The following is a 15,524-nucleotide window of genomic DNA, read 5'->3' on the forward strand; positions in this document are numbered from 1 at the left end:
TAGGTATGAGACTATTCCTCGGCGGGCTGCTGACCCTCGGCCGCGGGAGCCGCACCGGATTCGGGAACACCGCCCTCGGCAGGCTGCTGGCCCTCGGCCGTTTCGGGCTCCTCGTCGGAAGCGGGCACGGCCATGACCGAAGCGATGGCGTCGCCCTCGCGGAGGTTGATGATGCGCACGCCCTGCGTAGCACGCCCGGCCAGGCGAATCTGCCCGACGGAAGTACGGATGGTGAGACCCGAACGGTTGATGATCATCAGGTCGTTCTCGTCGGTGACGGACTGAATGGCAATCAACTTGCCGGTCTTCTCGGTAATGTTGATGGTCTTCACGCCCTTGCCGCCGCGGTTGGTGATGCGGTACTCGTCGAGGTCGGTACGCTTGCCGTAACCGTTCTCGCTGAGCACCAACACGTCGCGCTTGTCGTCGGGCTCGATGCAAATCATACCGACCACCTCGTCGTCGCCCTCGAGCGAAATACCGCGCACACCGGCGCCGACGCGCCCGATAGGCCGCACCGTAGCTTCGTTGAACCGGATGGCCTTGCCCTCCTTGGCGGCGATCATCACCTCGGCCGACCCGCTGGTGAGCTTGGCCTCGATGAGCTGGTCGCCCTCGCGGATGACGATGGCGTTGACGCCATTCTGCCGCGGCCGCGAATAAGCCTCCAACTTGGTCTTCTTGATGGTACCGTCCTTGGTACACATGATGATGTAGTTGCTGTCGACATACTCCTGGTCGTCGAGCCGCTTGACGTTGATATAAGCGCGCACCTTATCGTCGGGCTCGATGCGGATGACGTTCTGGATGGCACGCCCCTTGGACGAACGCGCCCCCTCGGGAATCTCGTAGACCTTGAGCCAATAGCAACGCCCCTTCTCGGTGAAGAACAACATGGTATTGTGCATCGACGCGACGTAGATGTGCTCGATGAAGTCCTCGTCGCGCGTAGCGCTGCCCTTGGCGCCGACGCCGCCGCGATGCTGCGTGCGGTACTCGGCCAACGGCGTACGCTTGATATAACCCATGTGCGAAATGGTGATGACCATGTCGTCGTCGGCATAGAAATCCTCGGGGTTGAACTCCTCGGAAGCGTAGACGATTTCGGAACGCCGCTCGTCGCCGTACTTGGCCTTCATCTCCAACAACTCGTCCTTGATAATCCGGAACTGCAACGATTCGTTTTCGAGCACCTCCTGCAAATGGGCGATGAGCTTCATCAACTCGTCGCGCTCGGCGATGAGCTTGCCGTGCTCCAACCCGGTGAGGGCGCGCAGACGCATCTCGATGATGGCCGAAGCCTGGATGTCGGAGAGGTCGAAGCGCTCGATCATGGTCTGCTTGGCGGCGTCGGGAGTCTGCGACGAACGGATGATCTGCACGATTTCGTCGATGTTGTCCTGCGCGATCAACAGACCCTGCACGATATGCAAGCGCTCCTCGGCCTTGCGCTTGTCGAAACGCGTGCGGCGCACGACGACGTCGTGGCGGTGGTCGATGAAGTGCTTGATGAGCTCGCGCATGGAGAGCAGCTGCGGCCGCCCGTTGACCAACGCGATGTTGTTGACGGCGAACGACGTCTGCAACGGCGTATTCTTGAACAACGTATTGAGCACGACGCTGGCGACGGCATCCTGCTTGAGGATGACGATGATACGCAGGCCGTTGCGGTCGGACTCGTCGTTGATATAGGAAATACCCTCGATCTTCTTGTCGTTGATCATGTCGGCGATTTTCTTGATCATCTCCGCCTTATTGATCATATAGGGAATTTCAGTGATGACGATGCACTCGCGGCCGCTGGGCGTATGCTCGATTTCGGTCTTGGCGCGCATGACGACGCGGCCGCGGCCCGTGAGCATGGCCTCCTTGACCCCCTCGTAACCGTAGATGATGCCGCCCGTGGGGAAGTCGGGGCCCTTGACGTAGTCCAGGAGCTCCTCGCCCGTGATTTCGGGATTGTCGACATAGGCACAGCAGGCGTCGACGACCTCGGAGAGGTTGTGCGGAGCCATGTTGGTGGCCATACCGACGGCGATACCGCTGGCGCCGTTGACAATCAACAGGGGAATCTTCGTAGGCAGGACCGTAGGCTCGTCGATGGTGTCGTCGAAGTTGAGCGTCCAGTCGATGGTCTCCTTGTCGATGTCGGCCATCACCTCGTCGGTAATCTTGCGCATGCGGGCCTCGGTATAACGCATGGCCGCAGGCGAATCGCCGTCCATCGAACCGAAGTTACCCTGGCCGTCGACGAGCGGATAACGCATCGACCACTCCTGGGCCAGACGCACCATGGCGTCGTAGACCGAACCGTCGCCGTGGGGGTGGAACTTACCCAGCACGTCGCCGACGATACGCGCCGACTTACGCGTGGGCTTGTCGGAATAGAGGTTCAACTCCGCACTCATATCGTAGAGGATGCGCCGGTGCACGGGCTTCAGACCGTCGCGCACGTCGGGCAAGGCACGGGAGACGATGACCGACATCGAATAGTCGATGTAGGCCGACTTCATCTGCTCCTCGATGTTGATGGGGATGATGCGCCCCACCAACCCGGCATTCTTTTCTTCTTCAGTCAACATTTCGGGTTCTGGAATTTCATAGTATTCAACGAACAAAAATACGATTTATTTTCGTTCTGAGCAATTTTGCGCCGCAAAAATACGCTTCGCGGAAAGATATTTTTCCGGCAACACCCGTTTTTCGGCACTTTTCAGCCCGTTTGACGGCACAAAAAAAATTCCCCGACAGGGTGTCGGGGAAAACAAAACCGCGGACAGGTCGTACAGACCTTATGGCGGATGAAAAAGCTACTCCTCCTTCACGAGGTTGAACTTGGTGGAAATCTCCTTCTGCTCGATGGCCTGCCGCAGATTGAAACGCTTCTTCTGCGCGATGTAACCCGGCTTCTCGCAGACGACCTCGATCTGCACGTTTCCTGAATTATTGAATGTCAGCCCCTTGACGTCGAACGTCTCGGTGGTCTCGTAGGGCGTAGAACCCACGTAGTTCTGATTGGTGTTCTTCACCTCGGAAGTCGACGAAACGATGCGGGTCGAGACATCGGCACCCTTGGGCGTCGAATCGACATACCACCGGATGACGGTCGATTCGAGCGCCGTATTGCCGGCTCCGGTCACCTGCTTGTTCTTTTCGAGAGCCGGCGAAGCGGCCCGCTTGAGGAAGAAAGCAATCCGGTCCCAGTCGATGTCCTTCAACGCATTGGCATAGGCCGTATTCAAGGCCCTGGCCCCCGCAAGAAAATCATTGCCGCTGCCGCCGAGGCTGGCACGGCCTACGGCCACAACGCTGGGATAGACCAACTTGCGATCCTGATCGTGGACCTCGACATTCAGCTGGACAGTACCCGACCAACCCACTCCCGAAAGGAAACCGAGGTTGAACTCGCGGACCGAAAGCGTCAGCATGTAGTCGGTCGCAACGTCGGAATCGAGGTTGAAACCCATCGTGCGCATATAACGGCGCGTGCTCTCCGAAACGAACGATACGATTTCGGGGTCGGTCTGCACCTGCGGAAGCGTGGTGGCACTGGCGTCGTACTTCTGAAGCACACGGCTGTTGGAACGCGCATCGCGCACGTTGAGCCGGACGCCGTAGTCGAGTTCGACATAACGGTTGGCCTGCGGCTCCTCCGTGAGCGCCAGGTTAATGATCCGAGGACCGGGAGCGACGAAGTTCTTCACGGAGGCGCACGAAGCCAAGCCCAGCAGCATGGCGGCACCCGCAATCCAAAAGACTTTCTTCATGGCTAACGGTCCGTTTTAAGTTTGATGATCTTAGCAGTAACGGTCGACTTGTAAGTGATACTGCGCGTACCGGTCTGCTCGACATTCGTGGAAATGGTCGGCTCGATGACCGCATCGGCGCCGTACTCGCGCGCCAGATTGACCAGTCGATAGAGAGCCACCCGACGGACAACAACCTCGGGCTGCGTGATGTCGGTAGTCGTTCCTGCGTAATCGTTTTGCAGATACCCCAGTCTCAGAATGCCGCTATGCTTGCAGGCCAGGCCGAACTTGCCGGTCGTGAACTGCATCGAAAAGTCGCCGTCGGAATCGACGATTTCGGTTTTGGAACCGTCCCTGTCGTAGGAATAAACGACCGTGGCCTCGGCTGTAAGCGTATTGAGAATTTCGTAATCCGAACGTTCGAGATTCAGGTCGGCCAGCGGAGCCGTATCAATCGTGTTGACGGCCCGGGGCATGATGACACGCTTGATTGAACCGCAGGAAGCAAGGCAAACGGCGCAGCAAGCCAAGATTAAAAGTTTTTTCATTTTTCGAGTTTGTTTGTTCGTGATGATTATTTCCGAAGTCCTCGAATCGGAAGATACGGACAAACAAAAAGCGCGGACTTCTTCGCAAGATGCCGGATTCTGCGGTCTTCCACAACCTTGTCCCCGAACAACGGAATAAAGCCCACGCTGGGATACAGCATGGGCGTCAAACTTTATTCCTTCGGGGACATTCGTGATAAGTGGAAGTTTCAGAATCCCGAAATACAAGCTAACGCCTTTTGTTTATATGTCCTCGGATGTTATTGTTCCATAGGCAAAAAATGATGAATTTTCGACGAAGATAAAGGAAAGCCGGCAAAAAACAAAATTTTCCGTGCGATTCGGTAAGACAAGCCTCGGGCTTGCTTACCGGAAGTCGATCCACTCGTAGTCGGGATAGGCGGCGCGGTCGAAAGTGCGGAGCGGCCCGGCGAACGGCCCGAACCGAAGAATCCGCACCGTAACCTGCCCGCCGTCGAAGTCGTAGACGATGGACTGCGGACGGAGGGATGCCGTCGTGACAACAAGCGTAATATTGCCTGTCGGAACACCGCTCCCGGCCGCGGGTGTCAGCTGCACGGCCGTCGCGCCGTCGCGCTCCCACAACAGCGAGGGTACATATTCGCTGTCCAGAAAATCGAACGCCCGGACCGGATTGTCGAGCAGGCTGCGGCTGGCGGCGTCCGTCTCTCCGACGATGATTTCCCTGCGGCTGTTGCTGACCTCGAAACGGGTGCTGCCGTCGGCGAAAACCTCGTTATCGCCCATGACAAGGTAATAACTGTCGCCCGAGACGAAATAAGAACCCGTACCCCGATACTCCCCCATCGCCACCTCGAAACCGATTTCGTACCCTTCGAGCGCACGCATCTGCGCCGAGAGCGCCGCCACGACCTCTTCAGCCCGGCTCTGCGCCAGCACGGCCGGCGGCAACAACATACAGACGACGCCCAACAAACAAACAACGGCTTTTTTCATAGGTGCAAAATTAGGTTCTTCGCTGACGCTCAGAATGACAAAATTCGCTCGGAGCGGCAAAATCCGGTCAGAACACCCCCAGCTCCTGCAACTTGGCTTCGAGCGACGGGAGGTCGTGGTAGAGGATTTCGCGGGGCTTGGCGCCGATTTGCCGCCCGACGATGCCGGCCCGTTCGAGCTGCATCATGATACGCCCGGCGCGGTTGAAACCCACCTCGTAATTGCGCTGGATCATCGACGTGGAAATAGAACCGCTCTCCACGGCGCCGCGCGCGATACCCGCGAAAAGCACGTCGTACTTGACCGGAGCCGAAGCCTCCTCGCTGCCCATCCCGCTCTCGCCCCCCTCGGGCACGTAGTCGGGCAACAGATAAGGCGCGGTATAACCCTGCTGCTTGGAAATGTACTCGACGATACGCTCGACCTCGCGCGTCTCGACCAACGCGCACTGAATACGCGTCAACTCGCCGTCCTTGGAGAAAAGCATGTCGCCGCGGCCGATGAGCTGGTTGGCGCCGGGCTGGTCGATGATGGTCCGCGAGTCGATCATCTGCATGACGCGGAAAGCGATACGGGCCGGGAAATTGGCCTTGATACCTCCGGTAATGACCTTGACGTCGGGACGCTGCGTGGCGATGATAAGGTGGATACCCACGGCGCGGGCTTTCTGGGCCAGCCGCATGACGGGCCGCTCGACCTCGCGCGCCATCATGATAAGGTCGGCGAACTCGTCGACGATGACGACGATGTAAGGCAGATAGCGGTGGCCTTTCTCGGGATTGAGCCGCCGGGCCGTGAACTTCTCGTTGTACTCGACGATGTTGCGCGCTCCGGCCTGGCTGCACAGCTCCAAACGGTTGTCCATCTCGATGCAAAGCGAATTGAGCGTGTAGACCGCCTTCATCGGGTCGGTGATGATGGCCTTCTCCTCCGACTCCATCTTGGCGAGGAAATGGCGTTCGAGCTTGGCGTAGAGCGAGAATTCGACCATCTTGGGGTCGATCATCACGAACTTGAGCTGTGCCGGATGCTTGCGGTAGAGCAACGACGTGATAATAGCGTTCAGCCCCACCGACTTACCCTGTCCGGTAGCACCCGCGACGAGCAAGTGGGGCATCTTGGCGAGGTCGAACACGTAGTTCTCGTTCTGAATCGTGCGCCCGATGACCACCGGGAGCTCGGCCTTGGACTCCTGGAAACGCACCGACCGCACGGCCGAATACATCGACACGACCTGCTTGTCGCGGTTGGGCACCTCGATGCCGATGGTTCCCTTGCCGGGGATGGGGGCAATGATGCGGATACCCAACGCCTTGAGGCTCTGGGCAATGTCGTTTTCGAGACCCTGGATTTTGGAAATCTTGACCCCCTGCGCCTGCACGATCTCGTAGAGTGTGACCGTGGGGCCCACCGTCGCCTTGATGCGCTGGATAGGGATGCCGAAATACTTGAGAGTCTCCTCGATGCGCGACTTGTTCTCGAAAATCTCTTCGCTGCTTACCTCCGAATCGGAAACATAGTCTTCGAGCAGCGTCACGGCGGGTTTGCGGTAGTGGATCAGGTCCTTGAGCGGGTCGTAGCTGTCGGTCGGAATGGCCTTTTCGTCGACCAGCCGGGCGCGGTTGGTTTCGACCGTGACCACCACTCCCTCGGCCGGAACTTCGGACGACGCAGGCTGTACCGGCTGCGCGGTCTTGGGCACGGTCACAAGGTAGGGTTCGCCGGGATTCTGCGGCTCCTCCTCGACGGGCTCCGGTTCGGCGGCAGGCGCCTGCTTGGCCGCCATCGTTATTTCGGTGAACGGTCCGTGGACCACGGGCTTGGGCACCGCAGGCTGGTCGAGCTCGACCAATCCGCCACGGCCCATGACGACACGGCCCTTGCGCGAAAGGTCGAATTCGAGGAACTCATCGTCCCCGGCCACAAGAACGGGCCCGGCAGGCTCCTCGGGCACCTCCTCCGGCTCGGCGGGCGCATTGCGCACGATTTCGGTGAACGGATCGTCGCTCTCCTCGGGCATCTCGGCCACGGACGCACGCCGCGGCTCGGCAGAGACGGGTTCGGCATACCGCCGGGCCGCCACCGGTTCGGTGCGCGGCGGAATCGTATAGGGGGCTTCCTCCTGCTGGTAAGCGGGCTCCTCCTGCGGAACATCGAACCACGGTTCCTCCTCCTGCGGCACAGGATTCTGCGCAGGAGCAGGGGTTTGCACGGGCTGCGCAGGCGGCAGGGGCGTATCGTAGAAAAACTCCTCGTTGTCGGACTGCGCGGACGAAGCGACCTTCTGCCGGAAACTTTCGACGAGCCGCTCGCCGCGGCCGACCACGGCTTGTCCGGCAGAATTGACCGTATTGATGAAATTGCGGTTGATGAAAACGCCGACCAGAATCCAGCACACCAACAGCAGAATGACCGTTCCGAAAGTACCGATGCGGCCGCTCAGCAACTCGGCCACGGCGATGCCGAAAGCACCGCCCCATCCGGTCGAACAACAGAGACTGCCGCGGGTTCCGGCCACGAAACCCAGGGTCAGCGAACCGAGAATCATGACCAGGCACAACGCGAGCACCGAGTGGTTGAGCAGCATGGGGCGCTGGCGGATGATGCGGATGCCCACGAGCATCAGCACGACGGGCACCAGGATGCCGCAGACGCCCAGCGAACGGTCGACCAGCAAGATGCCCAGCCGGGCCCCTGTGCCGCCGCACCAGTTGCGGACCGTCTCGCGGAACAACTCGGGCTCCTCGCTCGACTTGCGGAGGATACTCTGGTCGGCCTCCCAACAAAAAAACGAAGAAAAGAGCGCCACGGCGGCGAACACCCCGACGCAGAGCAGCAACAAGCCGACGATCCAGCGGATGCTGTCGGTGTTGCTCCGCTGAACCCGCTGCCGTGCATTGGGCGAAGTGGTGGTGTTTCGGGATGCCATGACCTGACTGAGAATTCGACCGAGCGAAGGTAGCAAAAATTTTCGGATTTCCGGACCTGCGGCGCCCGAAATCTGCCGGAGGGAATCAGCCGCGCGAACCCATCGCTTTCAGTTCCAGGCGCGAACGGTAGGCTTCGTCGGCGAAAGTGAGGAACTCGCAAGCGGGCACATGGTCCGCGGCGGCCCGAAGCCCGTAGCGGTCGAGCAACTCGGCGACGCGCCGGGCGACGGCGGGCGACGGGTCGACGATGGAGACGCCGCGCCCCGCGACGATGCGCTCCAACACGGGCAGCAGGAACGGATAATGCGTACACCCCAGCACAATCTGGTCGGCGCCGCGCTCCAACATGGGCTCGACGGCCCGGCGCACACACTCCTCGGCTTCGGGCGTCGCTTCGCGGTCGCTCTCGACCAACTCGACGAATCCCCGGCCGGGAGCCGTGACGACCTCGATGCCCCTGCCGTAGAGCGCGGCCGTGCGGCGGAACAAGTCGCCGTCGAGACTGCGCTCGGTGGCCAGCACCCCCACCACCCCGCTGCGGGTGGCCAGACAGGCGGGCTTGACGGCAGGCTCCATACCGACGATGGGCATGGGAGCGTATTTCCCGCGCAGGAAGTCGATGGCGGCGGCCGTAGCGGTATTGCAGGCGACGACCACGAGCTTGCACCCCCGGGCGACCAACGCGGCGACCGCCTCGTCAGCGAGCCGGACAATCTCCTCGCGCGGCCGCGACCCGTAGGGGCAGTTCTTACCGTCGCCCAGGTAGAGGAGCGATTCGCCGGGCAGCGCACGCCGCACCTCGCGCCAGACGGTCAGACCGCCCAGCCCCGAATCGTAGATGGCTATGGGAGCGCTATTCATAATTAAAAATCGAGAATGAAAAATTAAAAATCTTTCGGCCGCAAGGGTCGGAATCCGCAGAACGTACCAGCCAGAACCGGGGACCCTGCCGATGAAGTCCGAAACGCCGCCGGGGCCGATTTTTCATTCTTCATTTTTCATTTTTAATTTTGCTTAATATGTTTTCCGCCACTTCGTCGTCCGACAAGGCGTCGCAGTCGAACACCCACCGGGCCTGTGCATAGCAGGGTTCGCGCTCGGCGATGTCGCGGGCCATGAAGCCGACCAACTCGCCGTCAGACAAACCCCGCAGGCGGGGCCGCTTCTGCCGTCCGTAGGGCGAAAGGCGCCGCGCGATCTGCTCGGCGGAGCGCCGCAGGTAGACCGTTGTTCCGGCTTCGTTCATCCGGGCCATGTTGTCGCGCCACAGCGGAAGCCCTCCGCCCGTGGAAACCACCCTCGTCGCGGGGTCGGCGATCAGCCGTTCGAGCACTTCGCGCTCGACCTCGCGGAAACGCTGCTCGCCCTCGTAGCGGAAGATGTCGGCGACGGTCGCCCCCTCCCGCTCCTCCACCGCCCGGTCGGTATCGACCGCCTCCACGCCGAGCCGCCGCGCAATCTTGCGCGCAAGGGTGCTCTTGCCGCAACCCATGTACCCGACCAAGAAAAGCGGACGCATAACCGTCGGAAGTCAGAACAAATCCAACTGCTCGGGGTCGATCACCTCGTCGGCATCGCCGCGGGGCCGTTCGACCTCGAAAGCCACTTCGTCGGAGACCGACGCCTGTGCAGCACCGGCCTGCGGCGCCGAAACCTCGGAATCTTCCGGCCCCTCACCGGCAAGCCCGGCATCTTCGGCAAGGTCGAAATCCGCCGCGGCCGTCTCCTCGTCGTCCGGCCCGGGTTCGGGCTGCGGAGGAAGCGCGGGCTCGATGAACCGCAGCGACGCGACCTCGAAAGTAGTCAGCCGCTTGCCCTTGGCGCGGTGGCTCTTGACCCCCACGAACCCGTCGACGTCGATTTCGTCGGCCGGGCGCGAAGCATGGGCCCCCTTGTAGGTTATCTCCAGGCGGGCGCCCGCGCGGTCGGTGACGCAGACGAAGTCGGACTGCCCCTCCTCGTCGAGGAAGAACTGCAACTTGTCGGTGGCTTCGGCCGTGAAACGCTTCATATAATAATAACCCTGCGCGCGGTCGAAGTAGCAGACGCTGTAAACGCGTCCGGCCTCGAAGCGGTCGACGCGCACGGTCTCGTCGGGGAAGTGCTGGGCGAGGTCGTAACCGGTAATATAATATTGGTTCCTGGAGGTCCAGACAATCAGCTTGTCGTCGCCCTTGAACTCGCCGAGGAGCTTGCCGCGCCCGTCGGCGTTGAGCCGCCGCACGTCCTCGTCGAACCAGACGCTCTGGCCGCCGAGCGTCGAGACGCCGCGCTCCTTCAAGACGATTTTGTGGATGCCGTAGCGCGAGAAGAGGTTGCCCTGGCTCTGGCGCCCCTTGATGGCGAGGGTCGAGAAATCGAGGTCGACGATCACCTTCTTGAGCCGCGGACGGGGCTTGAAGTAGACCTTCAGCACCTCGGCCTCGCCGTTGGGGTTGACCGACATGTAGAGAATCTCGCTGCGCGGCGTCCCCTTGGTCATGTCGTACTCCTTGTCGCGCGTGACGGACTTGATGGCGCAGCGCTTCATCAGAATCGGACCGTTGCGGCCGTCGCGGTAGAGCACGTTGTAGATGGTCCGCTCGTCGTTGCGCTTGAAGACGCCGATGTAGTAGATGCCCTTGTCGAAGAACGCCTTGTCCGAGACCTTGGTGATGACGTAGCGGCCGTCCTTGGTGAAGACGATGACGTCGTCGATGTCCGAGCAGTCGCAGACGAACTCGGCGTCCTTCATCGACTTGCCGATGCCGAAGAAACCCTCGGCACGGTCGACGTAGAGCTTGGCGTTCGTGACGGCGACTTTCGTAGCCTCGATGGAATCGAACTCGCGCAGTTCGGTGCGGCGTTCGTGGCCGGCGCCGTATTTCTCGCGGATGCGGCGGTAGTAGGCCACGGCGTAGGCCGTGAGGTGCTCGATGTCGTGCTTGGTCTGCGCTATCTGCTCCTCGATCTGCTTGATCTCGTTGTCGGCCTTTTCGGTGTCGTAGCGCGAAATGCGGATGAATCGCAGTTCGGTGAGCCGCTGCACGTCGTCGATGGTCACCTCGCGGCGCAGCAGCTTCTTGAACGGCGCCAGCCCCTTGTCGACAGCGGCATAGGCCGCTTCGCGGGTCTTGCACCCCTCGATAAGCTGGTAGAGCTTGTTTTCGATGAAGATGCGTTCGAGCGACGCAGCGTGCCAAGCCTCGTTCAGCTCGCCGAGCCGGATTTCGAGCTCGCGGCCCAAGAGCCACTTGGTGTGGTCGGCCGAACGGCGCAGAATCTCCCGCACCCCGAGGAAATGGGGCTTCTCCTCCCAGATGACGCAGGCGTTGGGCGAGATGGAGACCTCGCAGTCGGTAAAGGCGTAGAGCGCGTCGATGGTCTTGTCCGACGATTCGTCGGGAGCCACCTGGATGACGATTTCGACCTTGTCGGCCGTGTTGTCGTCGACCTTGCGGATCTTGATTTTGCCCTTTTCGTTGGCCTTGATAATCGACTCCTTGATGGATTCGGTGGTGGTGGTATAGGGTATTTCGGTGATGGCGAGGGTGCGCTTGTCGATTTTCGAGATGCGCGCCCGAACCTTGACCGCCCCGCCCCGCAGACCGTCGTTGTAACGGCTCACGTCGGCCGTGCCGCCCGTGGGGAAATCGGGATAGAGCTCGAAGTCGCGCCCCTCCAGATGGGCGATGCAGGCGTCGATAAGCTCGTTGAAGTTGTGCGGCAGAATCTTCGACGCCAAGCCCACAGCGATGCCGTCCGACCCCTGGGCCAACAGCAGCGGGAACTTGATGGGCAGCGTCACAGGCTCCTCGTTGCGGCCGTCGTAGGAACGCATCCACTCGGTGGTCTTCTTGTTGAAGACCACGTCGAGGGCGAATTTCGACAGACGCGCCTCGATGTAACGGCCTGCGGCGGCCTCGTCGCCCGTGAGGATGTTGCCCCAGTTGCCCTGGCAGTCTATCAGCAGCTCTTTCTGCCCCAGCTGCACGAGGGCATCCTTGATGGAAGCGTCGCCGTGGGGATGGTACTGCATGGTCTGCCCGACGATGTTGGCCACCTTGTTGTAGCGGCCGTCGTCGACGGTCTTCATGGCGTGGAGAATACGCCGCTGCACGGGCTTCAGACCGTCCTCGACATGGGGTACGGCACGTTCGAGGATGACATACGATGCGTAATCGAGAAACCAGTTCTTGTACATGCCCGTGAGCTTGCGCACCCCGCCCTCCTCCTGCGTCAGACGGTCGTACTTGCCGCTCCTGGCCGGGGCGGCAGGCGCTTCGGCATCGTCCGCATCGGATGCGCCGGCGGGTGCTTCGGCAGCCCCGTCGCCGACGGTTCCGGACGCCGCGGGCTCCCCGTTGAACTCCTCTTCGGGATGGATTCTATCTTTATCTTGAGACATCAATTCTGAATTATGGTGAATTCTTAATTAATCATCAGGTCTTCCTCCACGAGGTCTTCCTCGATGCGCAGGTTGTCGATGATGAAGCCCTGCCGCTCGAAGGTGTTCTTGCCCATGTAGAACTCCAGCAGGTCGTGGATGGGGTCGTCCTTGGTGATGCGCACCCGGTCGAGCCGCATCCCCTCGCCGATGAATTCGCGGAACTCGTCGGGCGAAATCTCGCCCAGACCTTTGAAACGCGTGATTTCGGCGTTGGCGCCGCACTGCTTGAGCGCCTTGAGCCGCTCCTCCTCCGAATAACAATAATGGGTCTCCTTCTTGTTACGGACGCGGAACAGCGGGGTCTGCAAGATATAGAGGTGGCCGCGGCGGATGACGTCGGGAAAGAACTGGAGGAAGAACGTGGTAATGAGCAACCGGATGTGCATGCCGTCGACATCGGCATCGGTGGCGATGACGACCTTTTCGTAACGCAGGTTGTCGATCTCCTCCTCGATGTTGAGCGCCGCCTGCAAGAGGTTGAACTCCTCGTTTTCGTAGACCACCTTCTTGGTGAGCCCGAAGCAGTTGAGCGGCTTGCCGCGCAGCGAGAAAACGGCCTGCGTACGCACGTCGCGCGACTTGGTGATGGAACCCGACGCCGAATTGCCCTCGGTGATGAAAATCATCGACCGCTCGGCCAACTCGCTCTTGTCGGTGCGGTGAATCTTGCAGTCGCGCAGCTTGCGGTTGTTGAGCGACACCTTTTTGGCGGTCTCGCGCGCCTTTTTCTGGATGCCCGAAATGGCCTTGCGCTCCTTCTCGTTCTCGACGATTTTCTTCTGAAGAATCTGCGCCGTCTCGGGGTGCTTGTGGAGATAGTCGTCGAGGTGCTTGGTGAGGAAATCCATAACGAAGTTGCGCATCGAAACCCCGGGCTCTATCTCCTTGGAACCGAGCTTGATTTTGGTCTGCGACTCGAAGACGGGGTCGGTGACCTTGACCGAAATGGCGGCGATGATGGAGGTGCGGATGTCGAGCGGGTCGTAGTCCTTGCGGAAAAACTCCTTGACGGTCTTGGCGATGGCCTCGCGGAACGCCGCCTGGTGGGTACCGCCCTGCGAAGTGTACTGGCCGTTGACGAACGAATAGTAATTCTCGCCGTAGCCCGTGCCGTGGGTGATGGCAATCTCGATGTCGTCGCCCGACAGATGGACCGGGGCATAGAGCGGGTCCTCGGTCATGTTCTCGTTCAAGAGGTCCAGCAGACCGTTCTTGGAGACGTAGGCCGTGCCGTTGAAATTGAACGTGAGCCCCAGATTGAGGTAGGTATAGTTGCGGACGAGCTGCTCGACGTATTCGAGGTTGTAATCGTAGGGACCGAACACCTCCTCGTCGACCCGGAACCGAATCAGCGTACCGTTGGGCTCGCCGACGCCCGACTCCCAGCGGTCGCTCTGCTCCAACCCCTTGGCGAAGGTGACGGTGCGGGCCTCGCCGTCGCGCACCGACCGGGCCTCGAACTCGGACGAAAGCATGTTGACGGCCTTGACGCCGACGCCGTTGAGACCCACGGTCTTCTTGAACGCCGAACCGCCGTACTTGCCACCCGTATTCATTTCGGAGACGGCCGCCGAAAGCGACTTGAGGGGGATGCCGCGCCCGTAGTCGCGGACCGTCACGACACGGTCCTCGATGGTGATGTCGACCTGGTGCCCGGCGCCCATGATGAACTCGTCGACGGAGTTGTCGACCACCTCCTTGATGAGGACGTAGATACCGTCGTCGGCCTGCGAACCGTCGCCCAGCTTACCGATATACATACCGGGCCGCAGGCGGATGTGCTCGCGCGGCGAAAGGGTCACGATGGCGTCGTCGCCGTAGTTTTCGGGGGAATTATTGGTAAGTAAATCTGCCATAATATCGAATTAAAAATTAAGAATGAAGAATTAAAAATCGAGACCCGACCAACCGGAACCGACCGGGATAGGGCGAAATTCAATTTTTCATTTTTAATTTTTCATTTTTAATTTCCGCCAGGGCGGCCGCCATGTCGTCGTAGACCTGCTGTGCCAGCTCGTGGACCTCGGTTGCGGCGACCGCCGCGGCTTCGACGGGCGGCAACACGCGCACGGTGATGCGGTTGCGCCAGTTGAAAAGGAAATTCTTCCTGATGAGCGTAGCAGTCCCGTCCAGCACCACGGGCAGAATCCCCACCCCGGCCTCCTTGGCCAAGGCGAAAGCCCCGGTTTTGAAACGGTGTATCTCGCCGTCCTTGGAACGCGTACCCTCGGGGAACACCGCCACCGAAGCGCCGCGGCGAATCCATTTGCACCCCTCGCACACCATCTGCTCCTTGGCTTCGGCGGCACGCCCGCGGTCTATGCAGATGTCACCGTGCAGCACGAGGAACTGCCCGAAGAAAGGCACCTTGAAAATCTCGCGCTTGGAAACCCACCGGAAATTGAGCGGGATGCAGTAAAGCGCCGGGATGTCGATTACCGTGTTGTGGTTCAGCACGATGACATAGCTTTTGCTCCGGTCGGCGTACTCGCGGCCGATGACCCGCTGCCGCCAGAACGGCGGAATGAAAAAGAAGATGCGGACCAACACGCGCGAAAGTTCGTGGACCGCGCGGCGCGCCTTGTCGAACGGCCAGCATACGACCAGCGCGACGGCCGACAAAAGCATGAAGACCGTGCACAGAGCCACCAGAAACAGATAATATAAAGCACTCAACATAACGTTCGGGCAAAGGAAGTTCGGTTCAATATCGTGCAAAAGTAGGAATTTTTCCCGGAATAACCGCCGGGCCGCCGCGTTTTCTCGTAATTTCCCGCACATGCCCGAAGAGCGGCAGGCCCCCGCCCCGACGAACAACGGCACCGATTAATTAACTTTATATAAATAGGTATCGAAAATTTTCGCAAAAATCAAGTACTTTGTATTGCAT

Annotated in this window: 10 protein-coding genes; all 10 read right to left on the reverse strand. The window is 60.3% G+C overall.

What is annotated here, in order from left to right:
- Positions 1 to 11: 11 nt before the first annotated feature.
- The 10 genes from gyrA to QVG21_RS06005 all read right to left on the reverse strand — a co-directional run bounded on the left by gyrA (position 12) and on the right by QVG21_RS06005 (position 15,313).
- Positions 12 to 2,582 carry a DNA gyrase subunit A gene (gene gyrA, locus QVG21_RS05960; protein ID WP_287923039.1) on the reverse strand — a complete coding sequence of 857 codons (2,571 nt, stop codon included), beginning with the start codon at positions 2,580 to 2,582 and terminating at the stop codon, positions 12 to 14.
- 228 nt (positions 2,583 to 2,810) lie between these two features.
- A complete protein-coding gene (locus tag QVG21_RS05965) occupies positions 2,811 to 3,767 on the reverse strand; it encodes a YajG family lipoprotein (protein WP_287923041.1) in 957 nt (318 codons plus the stop codon).
- A 2-nt stretch (positions 3,768 to 3,769) separates the two neighbouring features.
- Positions 3,770 to 4,297 (reverse strand): hypothetical protein, encoded by a 528-nt coding sequence (locus QVG21_RS05970; protein WP_251214863.1) that lies wholly within the window; start codon positions 4,295 to 4,297, stop codon positions 3,770 to 3,772.
- Between the two features lie 366 nt (positions 4,298 to 4,663).
- Complete coding sequence (locus QVG21_RS05975; RefSeq protein WP_287923042.1) at positions 4,664 to 5,275, reverse strand: LolA family protein; 612 nt, start codon at positions 5,273 to 5,275, stop codon at positions 4,664 to 4,666.
- Positions 5,276 to 5,342: 67 nt separating this feature from the next.
- Positions 5,343 to 8,204, reverse strand: coding sequence for an FtsK/SpoIIIE family DNA translocase (locus QVG21_RS05980; protein ID WP_287923044.1), 2,862 nt, complete (start codon positions 8,202 to 8,204; stop codon positions 5,343 to 5,345).
- Between the two features lie 85 nt (positions 8,205 to 8,289).
- A complete protein-coding gene (gene murI, locus QVG21_RS05985) occupies positions 8,290 to 9,066 on the reverse strand; it encodes a glutamate racemase (protein WP_287923046.1) in 777 nt (258 codons plus the stop codon).
- A 130-nt stretch (positions 9,067 to 9,196) separates the two neighbouring features.
- A complete protein-coding gene (locus QVG21_RS05990) occupies positions 9,197 to 9,724 on the reverse strand; it encodes a shikimate kinase (RefSeq protein WP_287923047.1) in 528 nt (175 codons plus the stop codon).
- Positions 9,725 to 9,736: 12 nt separating this feature from the next.
- The gene (locus QVG21_RS05995) at positions 9,737 to 12,592 is read right to left on the reverse strand and encodes a DNA gyrase/topoisomerase IV subunit A (protein ID WP_287923048.1); all 2,856 of its coding nucleotides are present in this window, start codon (positions 12,590 to 12,592) and stop codon (positions 9,737 to 9,739) included.
- Between the two features lie 23 nt (positions 12,593 to 12,615).
- Positions 12,616 to 14,490: a DNA topoisomerase IV subunit B gene (locus tag QVG21_RS06000; RefSeq protein WP_287923049.1), complete on the reverse strand. Its 1,875-nt coding sequence runs from the start codon at positions 14,488 to 14,490 to the stop codon at positions 12,616 to 12,618.
- A gap of 79 nt (positions 14,491 to 14,569) precedes the next feature.
- A complete protein-coding gene (locus QVG21_RS06005) occupies positions 14,570 to 15,313 on the reverse strand; it encodes a lysophospholipid acyltransferase family protein (protein ID WP_287923051.1) in 744 nt (247 codons plus the stop codon).
- Positions 15,314 to 15,524: the final 211 nt, after the last annotated feature.

The organism is Alistipes sp. UBA6068 (genome assembly GCF_949428155.1).
Classification (GTDB): domain Bacteria; phylum Bacteroidota; class Bacteroidia; order Bacteroidales; family Rikenellaceae; genus Alistipes; species Alistipes muris.